The 17294-nt window shown below is 57.7% G+C and carries 16 protein-coding genes; 8 read left to right on the top strand and 8 right to left on the bottom strand.

All coding sequences use genetic code 11. The features are described 5' to 3' along the window. The first annotated feature begins 129 nt into the window (after positions 1 to 129). The 6 genes from JJL52_RS01165 (at position 130) to JJL52_RS01140 (ending at position 5468) form a co-directional block, all read left to right on the top strand. Positions 130 to 633 (top strand): DnaJ domain-containing protein, encoded by a 504-nt coding sequence (locus tag JJL52_RS01165; RefSeq protein WP_202050548.1) that lies wholly within the window; start codon positions 130 to 132, stop codon positions 631 to 633. A gap of 36 nt (positions 634 to 669) precedes the next feature. Next, a complete protein-coding gene (locus JJL52_RS01160; RefSeq protein WP_236993966.1) occupies positions 670 to 1470 on the top strand; it encodes a peptidoglycan DD-metalloendopeptidase family protein in 801 nt (266 codons plus the stop codon). Between the two features lie 46 nt (positions 1471 to 1516). Then, entirely contained in the window at positions 1517 to 2509 is a 993-nt protein-coding gene (gene rpoS, locus JJL52_RS01155; protein WP_202050547.1) for an RNA polymerase sigma factor RpoS, read from the top strand. A 382-nt stretch (positions 2510 to 2891) separates the two neighbouring features. Continuing rightward, positions 2892 to 4109: a bifunctional 3-hexulose-6-phosphate synthase/6-phospho-3-hexuloisomerase gene (gene hxlAB, locus JJL52_RS01150; protein ID WP_202050546.1), complete on the top strand. Its 1218-nt coding sequence runs from the start codon at positions 2892 to 2894 to the stop codon at positions 4107 to 4109. A 134-nt stretch (positions 4110 to 4243) separates the two neighbouring features. Beyond that, positions 4244 to 5257 carry a Gfo/Idh/MocA family protein gene (locus JJL52_RS01145; protein WP_202050545.1) on the top strand — a complete coding sequence of 338 codons (1014 nt, stop codon included), beginning with the start codon at positions 4244 to 4246 and terminating at the stop codon, positions 5255 to 5257. A gap of 40 nt (positions 5258 to 5297) precedes the next feature. Then, complete coding sequence (locus JJL52_RS01140) at positions 5298 to 5468, top strand: rubredoxin (protein ID WP_005373704.1); 171 nt, start codon at positions 5298 to 5300, stop codon at positions 5466 to 5468. Here the strand turns inward: JJL52_RS01140 and JJL52_RS01135 are convergent. Both JJL52_RS01135 and JJL52_RS01130 read right to left on the bottom strand, forming a co-directional pair. Then, positions 5452 to 6222, bottom strand: a complete 771-nt coding sequence (locus tag JJL52_RS01135; protein ID WP_202050544.1) for a ceramidase domain-containing protein — start codon at positions 6220 to 6222, stop codon at positions 5452 to 5454. The genes JJL52_RS01140 and JJL52_RS01135 overlap by 17 nt on opposite strands. Before the next feature lie 73 nt (positions 6223 to 6295). Further along, positions 6296 to 6949 (bottom strand): SOS response-associated peptidase, encoded by a 654-nt coding sequence (locus JJL52_RS01130; RefSeq protein ID WP_202050543.1) that lies wholly within the window; start codon positions 6947 to 6949, stop codon positions 6296 to 6298. A 119-nt stretch (positions 6950 to 7068) separates the two neighbouring features. Between JJL52_RS01130 and JJL52_RS01125 the strand changes: the two genes are divergently transcribed. After that, positions 7069 to 7479, top strand: coding sequence for a ketosteroid isomerase-related protein (locus JJL52_RS01125; protein ID WP_202050542.1), 411 nt, complete (start codon positions 7069 to 7071; stop codon positions 7477 to 7479). 98 nt (positions 7480 to 7577) lie between these two features. Here JJL52_RS01125 and JJL52_RS01120 read toward each other — a convergent pair whose 3' ends face one another. Next, positions 7578 to 8366, bottom strand: a complete 789-nt coding sequence (locus JJL52_RS01120) for a GlcG/HbpS family heme-binding protein (RefSeq protein WP_236993965.1) — start codon at positions 8364 to 8366, stop codon at positions 7578 to 7580. 288 nt (positions 8367 to 8654) lie between these two features. Here JJL52_RS01120 and JJL52_RS01115 point away from each other — a divergent pair, with 288 nt between their 5' ends. Further along, positions 8655 to 9209 (top strand): HEAT repeat domain-containing protein, encoded by a 555-nt coding sequence (locus JJL52_RS01115; protein ID WP_202050541.1) that lies wholly within the window; start codon positions 8655 to 8657, stop codon positions 9207 to 9209. Positions 9210 to 9250: 41 nt separating this feature from the next. Here the strand turns inward: JJL52_RS01115 and JJL52_RS01110 are convergent, their stop codons facing one another. From JJL52_RS01110 to nirB, 5 genes are all read right to left on the bottom strand, one after another. Then, the gene (locus JJL52_RS01110) at positions 9251 to 11149 is read right to left on the bottom strand and encodes a DmsC/YnfH family molybdoenzyme membrane anchor subunit (RefSeq protein WP_202050540.1); all 1899 of its coding nucleotides are present in this window, start codon (positions 11147 to 11149) and stop codon (positions 9251 to 9253) included. Between the two features lie 12 nt (positions 11150 to 11161). Continuing rightward, on the bottom strand, positions 11162 to 13357 hold the full coding sequence (locus JJL52_RS01105) for a molybdopterin oxidoreductase family protein (RefSeq protein ID WP_202050539.1): 2196 nt from the start codon (positions 13355 to 13357) through the stop codon (positions 11162 to 11164). An 83-nt stretch (positions 13358 to 13440) separates the two neighbouring features. Beyond that, entirely contained in the window at positions 13441 to 14352 is a 912-nt protein-coding gene (locus tag JJL52_RS01100; RefSeq protein ID WP_202050538.1) for a PhzF family phenazine biosynthesis protein, read from the bottom strand. Between the two features lie 3 nt (positions 14353 to 14355). Continuing rightward, a complete protein-coding gene (nirD, locus tag JJL52_RS01095; RefSeq protein WP_202050537.1) occupies positions 14356 to 14688 on the bottom strand; it encodes a nitrite reductase small subunit NirD in 333 nt (110 codons plus the stop codon). Next, complete coding sequence (gene nirB, locus JJL52_RS01090; protein ID WP_202050536.1) at positions 14685 to 17252, bottom strand: nitrite reductase large subunit NirB; 2568 nt, start codon at positions 17250 to 17252, stop codon at positions 14685 to 14687. The genes nirD and nirB overlap by 4 nt, the downstream gene beginning before the upstream one ends. Positions 17253 to 17294 lie beyond the last annotated feature (42 nt).

Genomic DNA, 17294 nt, shown 5'->3' with positions numbered 1-17294 from the left:
ATAATCGCGATATTCTAAGGCATTATTAAGCCCGGCACTACGGTAACGGCGGCACCGCTGTTATCCTCTCCCGCCGTCCCGCGCCGTTGAAATTTTAAAGCAGAACCCGAGTTTTCCCCGGAGCCGACATTGATTCGCATTGCGTTCGTTTTACTGCTGATTTGGCTTGTGTTTTTTGCGCTGCGTAAATTGCGGAAAGCCCCTGCCGACGTGAAGGCGCGTGTGCTTCGTTACGGACTGATCGCCGGCGGCCTGGCGGCACTGATTTACATGGCAAAAGCCGGCTGGCTCGGCGGAGTGTTTGCCCTGCTCGGGCTCGCGGCGGCATTTTTGCTCCGGTTATTGCCGGCATTGCTGCGCAATGCCCCTTATCTGCATCAAATCTGGGTCGCGTGGCAACGCGCGAAACAGGGACAGGCCGGTCCCCGGCAGGAGCAGCACGATCGCCCGGCTTCCGGTAAAATGACCGCCGCGGAAGCTTACGAAGTACTGGGGCTGAAAATGGGCGCCTCCGACAAGGAAATTGTTGAAGCGCATCGCCGGCTGATGCAGAAAATCCATCCGGACCGGGGCGGGTCCGATTATTTGGCCGCGAAGATCAACCTAGCCAAAAAAACGCTGCTGAAAAAATAAATGCCGATGTGCCCTCTTTCCCGGACTGTTGCAGTGATGCTAACCGCGATTCTGACGGTCGTGATGTTCGGCTGCACCGAACGCACGGACCTGGCGCCGGTATGGACCGGCTATCAGAATTTGAATGAAGTGCTTCCGCAGGAGCCTTCCGCGTCTCCCGTCCCGCCAGGGCCTGTGTCTCCGGCGCCCCGGCGGCAAGCGCTTCCTCCCGTCCCCCCTAACCGGTATGCGCCCCCGGCACAGGCAAAACCCCGTCCGGTGCAGCGGCAGGCGCCCTCCCCGATCGCCCGTCCCCGCAGCGCCGTCCGGACGGCAAAGAACGAAAACAAGATCAAGCCGGCCCTGATCGCTTCGGCACAGCCGGTTCCCGAAAAGAAAAAACCGGAATCCGGACCTGTCAAGCCTGCCCGCCAAAAGCCTGCGGCTAAAAAAAGTATTGCCGTTCCCGCCGGGATGGAAAAAGACAATACCCCGTTACACTTCGGCTGGCCGTTAGCGGGCAATCTTTTGAAGAATTACGCCCAGACCGGCAGAAAGGGCATCAAGATCGCCGGCAAAAAAGGCCAGGCAGTTAGGGCCGCCGAGCGAGGAAAAGTAGTCTATAGCGGACAAGGATTGATCGGATATGGTAATCTGCTTATCATAAAGCATAACGATCAATATTTGACCGCTTATGCGAATAACAATGCCTTATTGGCCAAAGAGGGTGACGCAGTCAAAAAAGGCCAGGAGATCGCTACAGTGGGCGTCGGCGCTTCCCGCAAGGCCATGCTGCACTTTGAAATCCGCAAACAGGGCAAGTCGGTCAATCCATTGGCATTATTACCGAAGTTATGAAGATGCTGTTGAGCACCCAAGCGAAAAGTCAGGGGGGGGGAATAAGATGAAAGAAAACATAGTAGAGCCCGCTGATGAGGAAATCGGCCTGCATTTTGAAGAAGAAGACGAGGATATTTTTTTCGAGGAAGAATTCGAGGATATAGACGGTTCTCTCGAAGACCTGGAGGTCGAGAATGAAGTCCAGGCACTGAAAGTCCGCGATGACGGTTTCGATGCGACGCGGGTTTATCTGAACGATCTCGGCCGCTCGAAACTGCTATCGGCCGAACAGGAAAAATATTACGGCGGCAAGGCGCTGCGGGGAGATTCCGAATCCCGCAAGGTGATGATCGAAAGCAATCTGCGTCTGGTCGTCAAAATTTCCCGCCGCTACCTGAACCGCGGGCTGCCGCTTTTGGACCTGATCGAAGAAGGCAATCTGGGACTGATCCGCGCCGTCGAAAAATTCGATCCGGACCGCGGCTTCCGTTTTTCGACTTACGCAACCTGGTGGATACGGCAAACGATCGAGCGCGCGATCATGAACCAGACCCGCACCATTCGTCTGCCGATCCATATCGTCAAGGAGATGAACTCCTATCTGAAGGCACAGCGCCACCTGCAACAGTCACTCGACCACGATCCGAGCGCCGAGGAAATCGCGCAATTCATGGACAAACCGGTCTACAAAGTCGAAAAAATGCTCAAATTGAACGAACGGGTCACCTCGATCGACGTGCCGTGCAGCAAGGATATCGACAAACCAATGGTCGAAACGATTTCCGACGACGAGAGCCCATCGGCCGCCGACCAGATTCAGGAGGACGGCATCCGGCAAAGCATTTCCGGCTGGGTTTTTCAACTGCCCGAAAAACAGCGCGAAGTGATCTGCCGCCGCTATGGGCTTTGCGGCTACGAAGCCGAAACCCTTGAACAGGTCGCGCTCGAATTGAACGTGACCCGCGAGCGGGTGCGGCAGATTCAGATGGACGGTTTGAAACGGCTGAAAGAAATCCTGCATACGAACGGTTATTCGTTCGAAACGATTTTCAATTAAACCGGCGGGCCAAGGCTTCTTTAACGGGAGAGCGGGAATTTCTCCCGCCTGCCGGTCCTCGGCGCCTGCAACATCCTTCGTCACTGTTTTCAGCTGTAGGGTACGCTGTGCGTACCTTTTCACCCTAATAGTACGCACAGCGTACCCTACAGCGACTTGTACTCTTTGGGTGTAACCCAAGCCGGGCAAAGGTTGTATCACGATGAGCGCCCGGCGGAGGAAACTGGGGACACACCGTTTTTCTCCGGACGCCTCCCTGCCGGACGCCCTAAAGCCGGGCAACCCCGCCGCTGCCGCCAATACGCAATTGACATCGCCTCCCCTCCTGATTTAGAGTTTCCCGCTGATACATGACAATAACTATAAGTAGTTGGAGCGCACAATGGCAAAACCATTAATACAATTGGCACTGGATTCTCTGGATTTCGACCAAACCGTCAGTCTGGCCGAGAAAACGGCGCCTTACGTCGATATCTTCGAGATCGGTACCCCTTGCATCAAACACAACGGCATTGAACTGGTCAAAGCATTACGGGAAAAATTCCCCGACAAACTGATTCTGGTCGACCTGAAGACGATGGATGCCGGCGAATATGAAGCGGCGCCTTTTTATGCAGCCGGCGCAGACATCTGCACTGTGCTCGGCGTATCCGGGCTGCCGACGATCAGCGGCGTGATCAAGGCGGCGAATGCGCACGGCGGCGAAGCGCAGATCGACCTGATCAACGTGGAAGACAAAGTCGCCTGCGCGCGTGCCGCGGCGGAACTCGGTGCACAGATCATCGGCGTACACACCGGCCTGGACGCGCAAGCCGCCGGCCAGACTCCCTTCGCTGACCTGCAGGCGATCGCGGATCTGGGCCTGGACGTCAGAATTTCGGTCGCGGGCGGCATCAAGCCTGCCACCGTTGACCAGGTCGTCAAGGCCGGCGCGGACATCATCGTGGTCGGCGCAGCCATCTACGGTGCGCCTTGTCCTGCAACCGCCGCGAAAGAAATCCGCGACCTCGTCGACGGTAAAGCCGCGGCGCCGGACAGCAGCCCCGCTGCCAGCACCGTCGGCACTCCGCACCAAACGCTGATCATCAATAAAATCCATTCGATTCTGGAAGCGACCGGCGACGATTTACCGGTCAAACTGACCGGCATGCTCGACAACGCTAAACGGGTCTACATCTCCGGCGCCGGACGTTCGGGCCTGGTCGGCCGTTTCTTCGCGATGCGGCTGATGCACAGCGGCTATGATGTCAGCGTCGTCGGCGAAATCGTGACCCCCAGCATCAAGACGGGCGACCTCTTGATCGTGATCTCCGGCTCCGGCGAAACCGAGCAGTTGATCGCGTTTACCAAAAAAGCCCGCGAAGTCGGCGCCCAAATCTGCCTGATCACTGCGAAGAGCGGTTCGACTATCGGCGACATGGCCGACGAGGTCATTTTGATCGGCAAGCCGGACCAATACAGCAAGGTGGTCGGGATGCCGATGGGCACCGTATTCGAACTGTCGACACTGTCATTCCTGGAAGCGCTGGTATCGCACCTGATCCATGAAAAAGGCATCGCCGAAGAAGTGATGCGGTACCGGCACGCGAACCTCGAATAAGCGCTTCGGGCCGACCTGAGGCCTCTTGCCCAAGGCAGGGGAGGCAATGTCCCTTCCTCCCCGCTTCCCGCCTTTTTCAGGGAAACGGGTTCGAACCGCTTAAGAAAATTGCTAACAACAATAAGAGAGCAACGATGACGAATAAGACCCTTTTACGCTGGGGAATCCTCGGCGCGGCACGCGTGAACGAGCGCCTTTTGCCGGCGATCGTCGAAGCGGAAAACGCCGAGCTCGTTGCGATCGCCAGCCGCAGGCCCGGAGCCGCTGCGGAAACCTTGGTCAAATACGCCCCGGACCAAACCGAGGTGCGTATCTATGACGATCCCGAAACCCTGCTGAACGACGATGACGTCGATGCGGTATACCTGCCGCTGGCCAATCACGAGCATGCCTTATGGACCCTGCGTGCGATCGAACGCGGCAAGCACGTGCTCTGCGAAAAACCGATAGCCTTGTCGGTCGACGACATTTTGGCGATCGAAACCGCCGCACAGCGCTACCAGGTCAGAGTGATGGAAGGGTTCATGTACCGGTTCCATCCGCAGCATGCCCGAGTGCGGGAATTGCTCGATTCGGGCTTGTTCGGCGAAGTCCGCTCGGTACGTGCGACTTATTCGTTCATGATGCGCCCCGCGCGGATGTACCGGCTCGAACAGCCGGTCGAACGCGGCGGCGGCGCGCTGTGGGACATCGGCTGTTACGCGGTGCATTCGGCGCGGATGTTTTTCGAGGATACGCCGGTCTCGGTATCGGCTCTATCCAGCTATGTCGGCAGCGGCGCCGATATTTCGAGCAGCGGCGTAATCGACTTCGGCCGCGGGCGCTTCGCGCAATTCGACTTCAGCTTCGAACGCGCGCGCCGCTCCGAATACGAAGTGATCGGCACCAAAGGCGGCATCAAATGCCATACGGTCTGGCAACTGCCCGGCGATATCCCGGTCATTTCCTGGTGGACCGAAGACGGCCGCCAATGCGAGGAAAGACTGCCGCCGGCCAATCACTTCCGCCTGGAAGTCGAACATTTCAGCGATTGCGTACTCAACGGTAAAGAACCTGCGCTATCGCTGGAGGACGCGAAGGCCAACTGCCGGATTCTCGAAGCGGCGATGCAGTCCGCCGCCGAAGGCAGACTGATCAAACTGGATTGATCCGAATAATAAATTTCAACCACAGATAAGCAGGCAAAACATGACAGATTACAAGAAATACCACTGCATGGAATGCGAGCACATTTACGACGAAGCCAAAGGCGATCCGGACAGCGGCATCGCGCCCGGCACCCGCTGGGAAGACATTCCGGACGATTGGGAATGCCCGATCTGCGGCGCGCCGAAAAGCTTCTTCAAGCCGCTCGAATAATCCGTTCCCGATACCGTAGCGCCCGGTAGAAAATAAAGGGCGCTGCGGCCGCGATCAGATGCTTCAGCGTATGGCCGCTGACTCCGCCTAGTAACTCGTAAAACCCCGCATCGAAAAATTCCGCCGCTTTCGCCAGCGCATAAGCCGCAATCATACCCCAGTAGAAAGCGTTTCCCTGCAGATCCGACTTGAAGAGCCAGAGGATTACCGGTATCAGGATCATCGGCAGAAACTGCACCAACGCATAGGGACGCAAATCTCCTTGCCCCTCCAGCTCGGTGATATACCAGTAAAATACTGAAGCCACCCCGACAACCAATAACGGGAGGAAGAGCAAGCGCGCCGCCCGAATTGAGACATATTCGCCGACGATCGCGCCGAACAGCGCCATAAAGCCGATCGTGATCGGCAGCCTGTCCCAGACCAGGGTGCGATTGTCCGGATGCAGATGGTAATATGACGAACCGATGCCGGCCAGGAAAACGCCGGCAAAAAAAGCGAAATACATCCAGCGCAATTCGGCCAGACCGCCTGTCAGCGGTCCGCCGAAAACCCGGCCCATGCCGATCAGACCGATGATCAGAAACGGAAAATTCGAGACCACATTCCAGAAATTCGACAGGCCGGCCACCGTGCGCTGGTCGGCGAACCGGTGGTAGGCGGAATCTTGGGGAATTGGTGCGAAATTGAAAACCGCGATGACGGCAACCAGGGTAATGCCCGCCAGGATTCTGATTCGATGGTCGTGATGCATGCTAACCTCTCCAACGATGCTGCCCGTTGCCGGCAATTGTTTGCCCTAACCCGCCGTAAAACGTCTTACCGCTTTATGCCAAGCAATAGCGGTCGTCATGGCGCGGATTGTTGACCCGGTCACCGACCGGATACAGCGTCATTCCTTCATAGTCGGGAGCCGCCAGCAGCGCATCCAGACTTTGCCGCGTCTGCCGCGGATCCAGCCAAATTCGGTAATGTTTCGCGGCGATAATTACCGGCATACGATCATGGACCGGTTCCATCAACGCATTTGCCGGAGCAGTGACGAGGGTGCAGGAATACAGTTGTTCCCCGCCCTGCGCCCAGTGCTCCCACAAGCCGGCAAAGGCGAACATGCCTAGGCCTTCGCGGCAAACATGATAGGCCTGATTGCCACCTTCGCGCTTCTGCCATTCGTAAAACCCGGTCGCCGGAATCAAACAGCGCCTTTTACGGTAAGCGGCCTTGAACGACGGTTTATCGCCAAGCGTTTCGGCTCGGGCGTTGATCAACGAATGGCCGATTTTGCTGTCCCTGGCCCAGGAAGGCACCAATCCCCAGTCGAGGAAGACTGCCCTGAAATCGTTCGGCTCCGGCTGCACGATCCCGAGGATCTTTTGGCCGGGCGCAATGTTGTAACTGATTTTATAGCCCGACGCTTCGGCCAGACCGAACGCTTCGGCCAATTGCTCGGGCGTTGCCAGCATGTTGAAGCGTCCGCACATCCTGAATCTCCGTCGAAATAACCCTTTGCCGTCTGGAAACCGTCAAATTTATAAGATACATACAACGGCCGATTCGCGATAAAATAGCAAGCTTTACTTTTTTTCACCAGAGAATCTTTATGAACCAAGAGAGCATCAAGCTGATTCAAAACTATTATGACGCCTTCAACGCCGGCGATATGGATACTTTTTTGAACCTGTTGACCGATGACGTGATTCACGACATCAACCAGGGCAAACGCGAAATCGGCAAGGATGCGTTCAGGCAGTTTATGGGCGGCATGAACCGCAATTACAAGGAGCAACTGGCCGATATGGTGATCATCGCGACCGAAGATGGCAAACGCGCCGCAGCCGAATTCGTGGTGCTCGGCGAATACCTGCAAACCGATGAAGGCCTGCCCCCCGCAAACGGCCAGAAATACCGCCTGCCTGCCGGCGCCTTCTTCGAAATTCGCGACAACAAGGTCGCCCGGATTACGAATTACTACAATCTGAACGACTGGGTCGCTCAGGTCAGCGGTCAATAAGGGCTAAGGTTGAGCTCATGTTGGGTTGCCGAGCGGCAACCCAACGGTATTGCCATGCGGGTATATTCCAGCGAATAAGCCCGTAAAGGCATTTCAAGTTACGGCTGGAAACGCTGCGTCAGACCGACGATAGTACCTTCGTAGAAAGCCTTGGATCCGCCGTTGCCCGCACAGTCGGGATAAGGACCGGCTCCGTTAACGGTACCGGCATAATCGATATCCCATTCGCTCGTCGGCCCCTGGGCGATATGGTTTACAGCGAAATTATTTCTGACGCGTCTCGCAATGTTGTGGTCAGCGCACGAGGTGTCGCCACTGACGCCGACGGCGCCGACGACCTGATCATCCGCATCGACAAGCAGCAATCCGCCGCCGAAGACATTGATGCCGCCGATTCTACGCCCTACCAAAGGATCGTTCTGGGCGCCGAACTTGCTGCTGTTGCCGGCGTAAGCGGTTTGGGCATCGACAGGATTGCTGTGCTGTAAGCCGTACAAAGGACCGCCTTCCAGAACGGTTCCGTATAAGCTTGCCGTCGAAAAACCGAAAGCGCCGCCGGTACTGTGGCTCGATCCCTTGTTGTTGCTCAACGTTGCAGCCGTATAAGCCTTTTGAGCCGATATCACGCGACTGGCCAACCATTGGTCGTTCAAACTGTCGCCGGTTTTTGCTACCGCGCAGACTCTGCCGTCCTTATTGACGACCGTCCCCCACATGTCGAAACCCAACCCGCCGTTGTTTGCGGCCTGCGCTGCGTCCAAAGCGGCTTTCAGTTGTTCATAGCTCACCGGGCAATCCTTGGGCGGGCCGGCCAAGACTGCCGACGAAGCCAGAACCAAAAACGCCCCGGATACCATTTTTTTTAATACCATAACATCCTCGCTCATTAATTATTGTGGCAATAGGTTCAGTTCGGTCTGCGCGTATTTCTTCAAATACAGCGCTAAACTGAACCATTGGCTTGTATTTGTATTCTTATTTTACAAGCCGCCGCATTATAATTCACAGGATTGAAGGCTTCAATCGCCTAACGAAATTACTGTTTGCTCAATTTTCTCAATCGGATCCAAAACGTGAAATTTTCTAAAACCGGCTACTTTTTAATCTCCGTTTGCACACTGCTTACGGCCGTGGCGGCGCTTAACCACGAGCGTCTTTTCGCCTTGGCAAACGAAATGTACACATCGTTAATCGGTAACGAGGCATCATCCGAACCACCAAGTAAAATCCAGAACAATGCCAATCCTTCCCAAACCCCGGACCAGATAAAACAGCTGCTGCAACAAAAAGCCATGGAAGCGATGAATCCGCCGCCGCTGGCAACGGATAGCGAAGACCCTGAAGACTTGAAAACCATGGAAGAAGCCCTGAATGACTTCTATTCCTCCGAGGATGAGCAAGATCGGGAATCGGCCCTGATGATCCTGGGCGAATACCCCGATCCTAAAGCCAAGGAAGCGATTCTTTATGCGCTGAACGATCCGGAAGACGCCGTGCGGGAACAGGCGGTCAGCCAGATCGGCAACTGGGAAGACGAAAAAGAGCGCCAGCAGATGCTGTTGACAGCCCTGCAGAACGATCATCCCGACATCGTCGTCCTGGCGCTGGAATCGGTCGCCGAAATCGACGATCCGGCCTTGGCTCAAAAAATCAAGGAATTAAGCAACAATAAAAACGAAGACATCAGCGAAGCCGCGAAAGTCGCGCTGGATATGGCGGACTCGGACTGAACGGTTTTCCCGCCTACAGGGCGGAAGGCCATGTGAAGCCGTCATTTTCCGAAAATCCACTTCACATGCGCGAACATATCCCGGAGCGAGCTTTCCCGAATCGTCCGGATCAATGCTTTCAAATCGAACGCATGATGCCGTTCATAAACCACGCCATGCTGAGGCTTGTCGGCCAGCCCCGTCGCGCGGGCATGGTCGACAAAGCCGCTGTTTTTCCAGAAGAAGGCACCGGGCATCGTGGTCGGAATCACCAGCACGAAGAACAGCGAGCGGCCGAGCGCGCTGGCGGTCAGCATCGTCAGCGTTAAAACGGTGACGCTGACGATGCCGGCGGCACCTGCCGCGCCGGTCATGACTAACCCGCCGGCCAGCAGCATATTGAGGCCGAGCAGCACGTTCCTGAGGAGATACGGCTTGCCGTACAGGGTAACCTGTCGATAGTGGGAAGCCGCCCCTTCGTTGCCCAGCGCCTGCATGTCGCGGGCATGGACTGCCAGTCCCGCGCCTTCGAGCGCCAGGCCGGCCGCCATCGCCGCAAACAGCACGGGCAAGGCCGCCGCGCTTTCCGGCAGCGCGAACAGACCGGCGACAGCAACCATCAAGCTCCCCAGGCTCAGCATCGAACCCGCAAAAGAGGAGCCCGTCTGCCAATGATTCCAGAACGGCCGAGCGGGAATCCGATACAGTTTGTACATATAAAAGAGCCCGGCCGCACCGCTCAAAACCGCAACCAAAGCGCTCGCCTGCGCGAAAAACTGCAGCAAACCGTTGTCGAACCAGGACAATGCCGCATACCCCAAAAGTCCGCTGTAAAACAGCGATACGCCGGCGATTTCGCGACTGACCGGCGACAGCCTCAGGTTGTTGAAGCCGCGGTAGAAGCGGTGCGGTTTGCCGAGATGCATGTTCAGTTTGAACAGGCCGAACGTCGAAATCAGCACCATCAAAACCGTGAGCGGCAATTTAATACTGACGTTTTGTAAAGGCGCCAGCGCATCAATCCCGAACCAGCCGCTCAATGTCAGCATCATGAATGCGCCGACCGTTGCCTGCGTGCTCAGCGTGAAGATCACGTGCGCGCTTTCGTGGCTGGTCAGCAGCTGGCGCAGGTTCCAGTGTTTTTCGCTGCCCTGCTTCGGGTCGACGACCGGCTTGAATTTGCCTTCCCGATCGTCCTTGTGATACTTCAGCGGCATTGCGTCGGTCCGCGTCATTTCGCGGTGCGTCGTGCGGGTTTGTTGAAAACGGATGTTCGGATGTGTGATGTCGGTGGTCGGAAAGCCCGGAATCTCGGCTTTTGCCTGCACCCGCCCTTCCGGTATCGTTTCGATCACGCCGAAGTCGAGCGCGTTGCCGAGACAGGCCGCGACGCAGGCCGGTTTCAGGTTCACCTCGAGCCGGTCGACGCACATATTGCATTTGGAGACCTCGCCTTTGACCGGATCGAGCTGCGGCGCGTTGTATGGACAAACCCAGGTGCAGTAACCGCAGCCGAAACAGATATCCGGGTCCTGCAGCACCGCGCCGTATTCGGCGAATTTGGTGTAGGCGCGCGTCGGGCAGCCTTTCAGGCAGACCGGATCCTCGCAATGATTGCAGGCCATCGAGATGTTGATGCGCTGGTAGTCGGGATAAGTCCCTCCCTCGACGAAGCCGACCGACCGGTAGGCCAAATGGATCGGCACCTCGTTCTTCTCGCTGCAGGCCGATTCGCAGGCATGGCAGCCGATGCAGTTGTCCGCGTTGAAATAGAAGCCGTGTTGCTTGTAGCGGTTCGGGTTGTAGCCGATCGATGCATCGTTGTTGATCTTCAGGCTTTGGTTTCTCAACGCGCTGCCCGGTTCGGTCAGTTCGATACTTTGGCCGTAGCGGCTTTTTTCCGAAATGTTCTTAGGGTTCAGAAATGCGTATTTCGGCTCGTCGTTGCGTACTTCAAACATAGTCAACCCCGATTAATATTCGCGCGCTTCTTTATTGATCCGCGCGGCCAGTTCCTGGTCGACGTGTTCGATCCTGACCGCCTGCTGCTTGAAGGCGGGCTGGCGCGAATGCGGGTCCAGAAGCCCCAAAGTCAGGCGGTTCGCGCAGTCGAAAAAGTGGAACGGGATGAACACCATGTTGCGCGGCACGCGCTGGGTCAGCATCGCCATCACGACCGCATCGCCGCGGCGCGAGACGACTCTTACATAGGCCTGGTGCTTGACGCCCATTTCGGCCGCCGCATCCGGATTCATTTCCATGAATGGGATCGGGCTGAACTTGTTATTGTTGCCGATCTTGCCGGTCTTCGTGCGGGTATGCCAATGCTCGACCAACCGCCCCGAATTGAGCCAGAACGGATATTCCTCGTCCGGCACTTCGTTGTTGTTCACGAACGGCAGCGGAATCAGCTTGGCCTTGCCCTCCTTATAGCGGAAGGAGGCGGTTTCGGTATAAAGCCGCTGATTGCCCTTGGCGATGCCCTGTTTCGCGTGCGCTTCGGTATAAGGCCACTGAATCCCGCGCTGCGCCTCGATCAGCTCGTGCGACATGCCGGAAATATCGACCAGCCGGCCTTTCGAAAGCTGCTTCATTTCCTCGAACACCTCGCTCGGTTTTTCCGGAAACTTGATCTTTTGCCCCTGTTCGAAACGCTTGGCTAGTTCGTTGAAAATCTGCAGGTCCGATTTCGAATCGGCATAGGGCTTGCGCACCTGGCGAGTCAGATTGACCCGGCGCTCGGTATTCGTGAAGACGCCTTCCTTCTCGGCCCAGGTCGCGGCGGGCAGATAGATGTGCGCATATTTCGCGCTTTCGACGTCCTGATAGGAATCCTGCACGACCAGGCATTCGAGTTTTTCGAGCGTCTTCCGAATCCGCGCGGTGTTCGGCATCGAGGTGATCGGGTTCGTTGCGACCAGCCACAGCCCCTTGATCTGGCCGGTCTCGATCGCGGGGAAGATATCGGTTTCGGTCAGGCCGCGCTGTTTCGGGAAAAATTCCGGATCGATGCCCCAGAATTTCGCGATTTCCTCGCGTTCTTCGGACTTTTCGAGCACCCGGTAGCCCGGCAAACCGGAGCAGGACGACCATTCGCGCGTGCCCATCGCATTGCATTGCCCGGTGATCGACAGGCTGGTGCCACCCGGTTTGCCGATATTGCCGGTCACCAGGTTCAGGTTATTGATTCCGACCACCCCGTCCGAGCCGTGCGTGCTCTGGTTGATCCCCATCGTCCAAATGCTCATCGCCCTCGGGGCCTTCGCGTACAACCGCGCGACAGTCCGGATCGTATCCTCGTCGATCCCACAGATTTTCGAGGCGGTGATCGGGTCGTAGTTTCGGACCTCTTTCGCGAGATCCTCAATGCCGGTCGTGTTCGCCTCGATGTAGGCGCGGTCCTCCAGCCCTTCGGCCAGAATCACGTGGATCAGCGCATTCTGCAGCACCACGTCGGTGCCCGGCGTGATCGGCAGGTGGATGTCCGCGAACTGCGCCAGCATGGTCACGCGCGGGTCGACCACGATCAGCGGAAACTTGCGTTTTTCGAGTGCTTCCTTCAACCGCCAATAAATGATCGGATGCTGTTCGGGCAGATTCGAGCCCCAGGCAATCAGACAGTGGGTATGCTCAAAGTCTTCATAGCAGCCGGGCGGGCCGTCCGAGCCGAACGAGCGCTTGTAGCCGGACACCGCCGAAGCCATGCACAGGGTCGTGTTGCCGTCGTAATTGTTGCTGCCGATCACCCCGCGCGCGAGCTTGCCGAGCGTATAGAACTCTTCGGTCAGCAACTGCCCGGTCGAGACGACCGCAAACGCATCGCGGCCGTAAGCCGCCTGGATGCGCTTGATTTCGGACGCCATCTTGTCCAGCGCATCGTCCCAGCTTGCCTTTCGGAACGGCTCGAACGGCGCGTTGCGCACCAACGGGCGTTCGCCCCGGCCTTGGGCCTCGAATAACTGGTATTCGAAAATGCCTTTCAGGCACAATTTGCCGCGGTTCACGTCCGCACCGCCGACGCCGCGCGTCGCGACCGCGGCTCCCTCCGCATTGCTGCCGACTTCGATCGAACAGCCGGTCGAACAGTAGCCGCAGGTCGTGTAAGTCCATTTGACGACACCCTTGTCGACCATTTTGATCGGATTCTTTTTGTTGCGTCCAAATAGCATAAAATCGCCAACCCTGATGTGTATGTCATTATTATTATTTTTTAAGGCCTCTCATCCGTGTGCCGAGGCCCGCAGCGATTGCGTCAATCCGGTAAAAATACCGTACCCTGAGCAAATATCGCCGCGCTGCCCCCGACCCGGAGGGTCAATTGCGCCTTGCCTTTGTGATCCATTTCGATGTTCAGTAGGCTGCGGCGCGAGTCCGCATCGCCGCGGTCCACCGCGAAAGTATGGGTGCCTTTGCGCGTATGTTCGAACGAGCACAGATAGGAGGCAAAGGCCGGCACCGCTGCGCCGACCGGCGGGTCGTCGTCGTGACCGATGTGCGGCCCGAGCAGGCGCAGGTTGAAATCGGAATCGGAATACGGCGTTTTCGGTGCGAACAACAGGATTTCCTGCGCGGCGGTCTGGGGCGCGGCGGACCGGCTCCAGGCCGCGTAATCGAAGCGCGCCTTGCGCACCGTTTCGTACTTCCAGACCGGCACGATCAGATACGGCATCCCGCAGGCGACCAATCGCGCCGAATATTTGATGCGGTCGAGATCGGCCTGCGGAATCGACAGCACGGACGCCAGTTCCTCGTCGTTCGGCGCAAAGCGGTCGACGATCGAGGAAACTTTGTTGGTGAACTGCACGAACGCCGGCTTACCGTTTTCGGCGGTAATGTTCACCTCGACCGGCCCCGCATTCTGTTCGAACACAACCGGCGTGACCGGCGCGTCCAGCGTAATGTCCCCGCACAGGCCCAGCACGTAGGCGGCCGCAATGATCGGATGGCCGGCGAAATCGACCTCGGCCTTCGGCGAAAACATCCGCAATCGGCGCAGATCGCCGCCGGGATGGAACACGAATACGGTTTCCCAGAGATTCAACTCGTTGGCGATTTTCTGCATCGTCCGGTCGTCAAGCCCGTCCGCGTGCGGGAACACCGCGATTTGCGCACCGTTGAAAACCTCGCGGGTAAAGACGTCGGCAATATAGTATTGATAATTCATGCGTTAGCCTCCGACGCCGACTTCGACCCGGCCGTTTTCGATCCGGATGGGATAAACGGGTACCGATACCGCCGCATCCTCCACACAGACACCGGTTTCCAGGTTGAAATGCTGTTTATACAAGGGCGAGGCAACCACCGGCTGACCGCTGAGATCGCCGATCATCCCGCGCGACAGCACATTCGCCCGGCCGATCGGGTCGTAGTTGCCGACAGCAAACAGCGCCTTTTCTTTCGGCAGGTAAAAAATCGCCACCTGCCGCCCTTCCACCAGTGCGCAAATGCCCGAGTCGGGCTGCAGATCGTCCGCGCCGCACACATCGATCCATTCGGTCATTCCACCTCTCCCGTTACGGTTTCTTTTTCGGTTTCTACATTCAATTTGAAATGCTTGCGTTCGTTCTCGAGCGCCGGCCGGAACTGGCCGCGCTCTTCGACGAACAGCACGTTATCGTCCTGCGCGTCGCTGTTGATGAAGTGGCGGAAGCGCTTCAGGCGGGTTTCGTCGTTGATCGTGGTCTTCCACTCGCATTGGTAGGTGTCGATCACATACTTCATCTGCTGTTCGAGCTGTTCGCAGATGCCCAGCCTGTCGTCGATGATCACCGACTTCAGATAGTCGAGGCCGCCCTCCATGTTTTCCATCCACACCGAAGTCCGCTGCAGGCGGTCGGCGGTGCGCACATAAAAGATCAGGAAGCGGTCGATCAGCTGGATCAGGGTTTCCTTGTCGAGCCCGGTCGCGAACAGGTCGGCATGCCGCGGCTTCATCCCGCCGTTGCCGCAGACGTACAGGTTCCAGCCGGTTTCGGTCGCGATGACGCCAACGTCCTTGCCTTGCGCTTCCGCGCATTCGCGGGTGCAACCGGACACCGCAAACTTTAGTTTGTGCGGCGAACGCAGCCCCTTGTAGCGGTTTTCGAGCTCGATCGCGAGGCCGACGCTGTCGTCGACGCCGTAGCGGCACCAGGTACTGCCGACACAGGATTTGACCGTGCGCAGCGACTTGCCGTAGGCATGGCCGGATTCGAAACCGGCGTCGATCAGGTCCTTCCAGATCGACGGCAGCTGATCCACGCGCGCACCGAATAAATCGACACGCTGGCCGCCGGTGATCTTAGTGTAAAGCTGGTAATTTTTGGCGACCTGACCCAGCGCGATCAACATGTCCGGCTTGATCTCGCCGCCGGTGATGCGCGGCACGACCGAATAGGTGCCGTCTTTCTGCATGTTCGCCAGGAAAGTATCGTTGGTATCCTGCAGGCCGACATGCTCGTTCTTCAAGATGTAGTCGTTCCAGTAGGAGGACAGGATCGACCCGACCGCCGGCTTGCAGATGTCGCAGCCCCGGCCCTTGCCGTATTTTTCGAGCAGTTCGTCGAAAGTCCGGATCTGCTTGACCATAATAAGGTTGTATAGATCCTGGCGGGTATAAGGAAAGTGTTCGCAAAGGTCGGTGTTGACCTCATAGCCGTGCTTGGCCAGCTCCGAGTTCAATACCGATTTCAACAGCGCCGCGCAGCCGCCGCAGCCGGTCGAGGCCTTGGTTTCGGCTTTCAGGCCGGCGATCGTGGTGCAGCCGCCGTCGATCGACTGGCAGATGTCGCCTTTGGTCACGTTGTAGCAGGAGCAGATCGTCGCGGACATCGGCAACGCGTCCGGCCCCAGGCCGACCGATTCGTCGGAGCGGCTCGGCAGGATCAGCGCATCCGGATTTTCGGGCAGATCGATTCCGTTCAGGCAGTATTGCAGCAGGGTGCCGTAACCGGAGGCATCACCGACCAGCACCGCGCCGAGCAGCTTTTTCCTGTCCTGGCTGACCACGAGCCGTTTGTAGACTTCGCTGGCCCCGTTCTGATAGGTATAGACCATCGCCCCCGGCGTCTTTGCATGCGCGTCGCCAATGCTCGCGACGTCGACACCCATCAGCTTCAATTTAGTGCTCATATCCGCGCCGGTGAAGCTGCCTTCGCCGCCGGTCAGGTCGGCGACGACGGTCCGCGCCATCGCATAGCCGGGGGCGACCAGGCCGTAGATCATCCCGTTCCAGAGCGCGCATTCGCCGATCGCATAGATGTCCGGATCGGAGGTTCTGCACTGATTGTCGATCGCGATGCCGCCGCGCGGCCCCATCTCCAGCCCCGAGGCACGCGCCAGTTCGTCGCGCGGGCGGATGCCGGCCGAGAACAGAATCAGGTCGGTTTCGAGCTCGGTGCCGTCCGCGAAGCACATCTTGTGCCGGCAACCGTCGCCGTCCTTGATCACGCTGGTGTTCTTGCCGGTATGCACGGCCACCCCGAGGGCTTCGATCTTTTGCCGGAGCATCGCGCCACCGGCCTCGTCCAACTGCACCGCCATCAGCCGCGGCGCAAACTCGACCACATGCGTTTCGAGGCCCAGATCGGTCAGCGCCTTGGCCGCCTCCAGGCCGAGCAGACCGCCGCCGATCACCACCCCGACCTTGCCGTCCTTTGCGGAAGCGGTGATCGCCTCCAGATCCTCGATCGTGCGGTACACGAAACAGTGAGGACGCTCGTGTCCCGGTACCGGAGGCACGAACGGATAGGAACCGGTCGCCAGGACCAGCTTATCGTAGTCAATGATGGCCCCTTTCGCGGAAGTGACCGTTTTGGCGGCTCGGTCGATATGCGCGGCTTTATCGCCAAGGTGCAGGGTAATGCCGCTCCGCTCGAAGAAGCCTTCTTCGACCAGGGATAAATCTTCGGCCGTCTTGCCGCTGAAGAACGAAGAAAGGTGTACCCGGTCGTAAGCCGCTCTCGGTTCTTCACAAAAAGTTACGATGTCATAATCGGTATGCTTGCCGCTGGAAACCAGGCCGGCCAGAAAATTCTGCCCTACCATACCGTTGCCGATCACGACGATGGTTTGCTTTGTACTCATGGCACCCTCAATCAACAGGTTAATGCTCAGTCAACAAGAATC

The sequence above is a fragment of the Candidatus Methylomicrobium oryzae genome (genome assembly GCF_016745425.1).
GTDB lineage: Bacteria > Pseudomonadota > Gammaproteobacteria > Methylococcales > Methylomonadaceae > Methylomicrobium > Methylomicrobium oryzae.
The sequence above is the reverse complement of the archived record's forward strand: the minus strand, read 5'-3'. Positions and strand labels throughout refer to the sequence as shown.

Bases quoted from the DNA above. Each gene is read 5' to 3' on its own strand.
- JJL52_RS01105 (WP_202050539.1), bottom strand. From the start codon at position 13,357: ATGCTATTTGGACGCAACAAAAAGAATCCGATCAAAATGGTCGACAAG.
- rpoS (WP_202050547.1), top strand. From the start codon at position 1,517: ATGAAAGAAAACATAGTAGAGCCCGCTGATGAGGAAATCGGCCTGCAT.
- JJL52_RS01160 (WP_236993966.1), top strand. From the start codon at position 670: ATGCTAACCGCGATTCTGACGGTCGTGATGTTCGGCTGCACCGAACGC.
- JJL52_RS01145 (WP_202050545.1), top strand. From the start codon at position 4,244: ATGACGAATAAGACCCTTTTACGCTGGGGAATCCTCGGCGCGGCACGC.
- JJL52_RS01140 (WP_005373704.1), top strand. From the start codon at position 5,298: ATGACAGATTACAAGAAATACCACTGCATGGAATGCGAGCACATTTAC.
- JJL52_RS01100 (WP_202050538.1), bottom strand. From the start codon at position 14,352: ATGAATTATCAATACTATATTGCCGACGTCTTTACCCGCGAGGTTTTC.
- JJL52_RS01130 (WP_202050543.1), bottom strand. From the start codon at position 6,949: ATGTGCGGACGCTTCAACATGCTGGCAACGCCCGAGCAATTGGCCGAA.
- JJL52_RS01135 (WP_202050544.1), bottom strand. From the start codon at position 6,222: ATGCATCACGACCATCGAATCAGAATCCTGGCGGGCATTACCCTGGTT.
- JJL52_RS01110 (WP_202050540.1), bottom strand. From the start codon at position 11,149: ATGTTTGAAGTACGCAACGACGAGCCGAAATACGCATTTCTGAACCCT.
- JJL52_RS01125 (WP_202050542.1), top strand. From the start codon at position 7,069: ATGAACCAAGAGAGCATCAAGCTGATTCAAAACTATTATGACGCCTTC.
- nirB (WP_202050536.1), bottom strand. From the start codon at position 17,252: ATGAGTACAAAGCAAACCATCGTCGTGATCGGCAACGGTATGGTAGGG.
- nirD (WP_202050537.1), bottom strand. From the start codon at position 14,688: ATGACCGAATGGATCGATGTGTGCGGCGCGGACGATCTGCAGCCCGAC.
- hxlAB (WP_202050546.1), top strand. From the start codon at position 2,892: ATGGCAAAACCATTAATACAATTGGCACTGGATTCTCTGGATTTCGAC.
- JJL52_RS01120 (WP_236993965.1), bottom strand. From the start codon at position 8,366: ATGAGCGAGGATGTTATGGTATTAAAAAAAATGGTATCCGGGGCGTTT.
- JJL52_RS01115 (WP_202050541.1), top strand. From the start codon at position 8,655: ATGTACACATCGTTAATCGGTAACGAGGCATCATCCGAACCACCAAGT.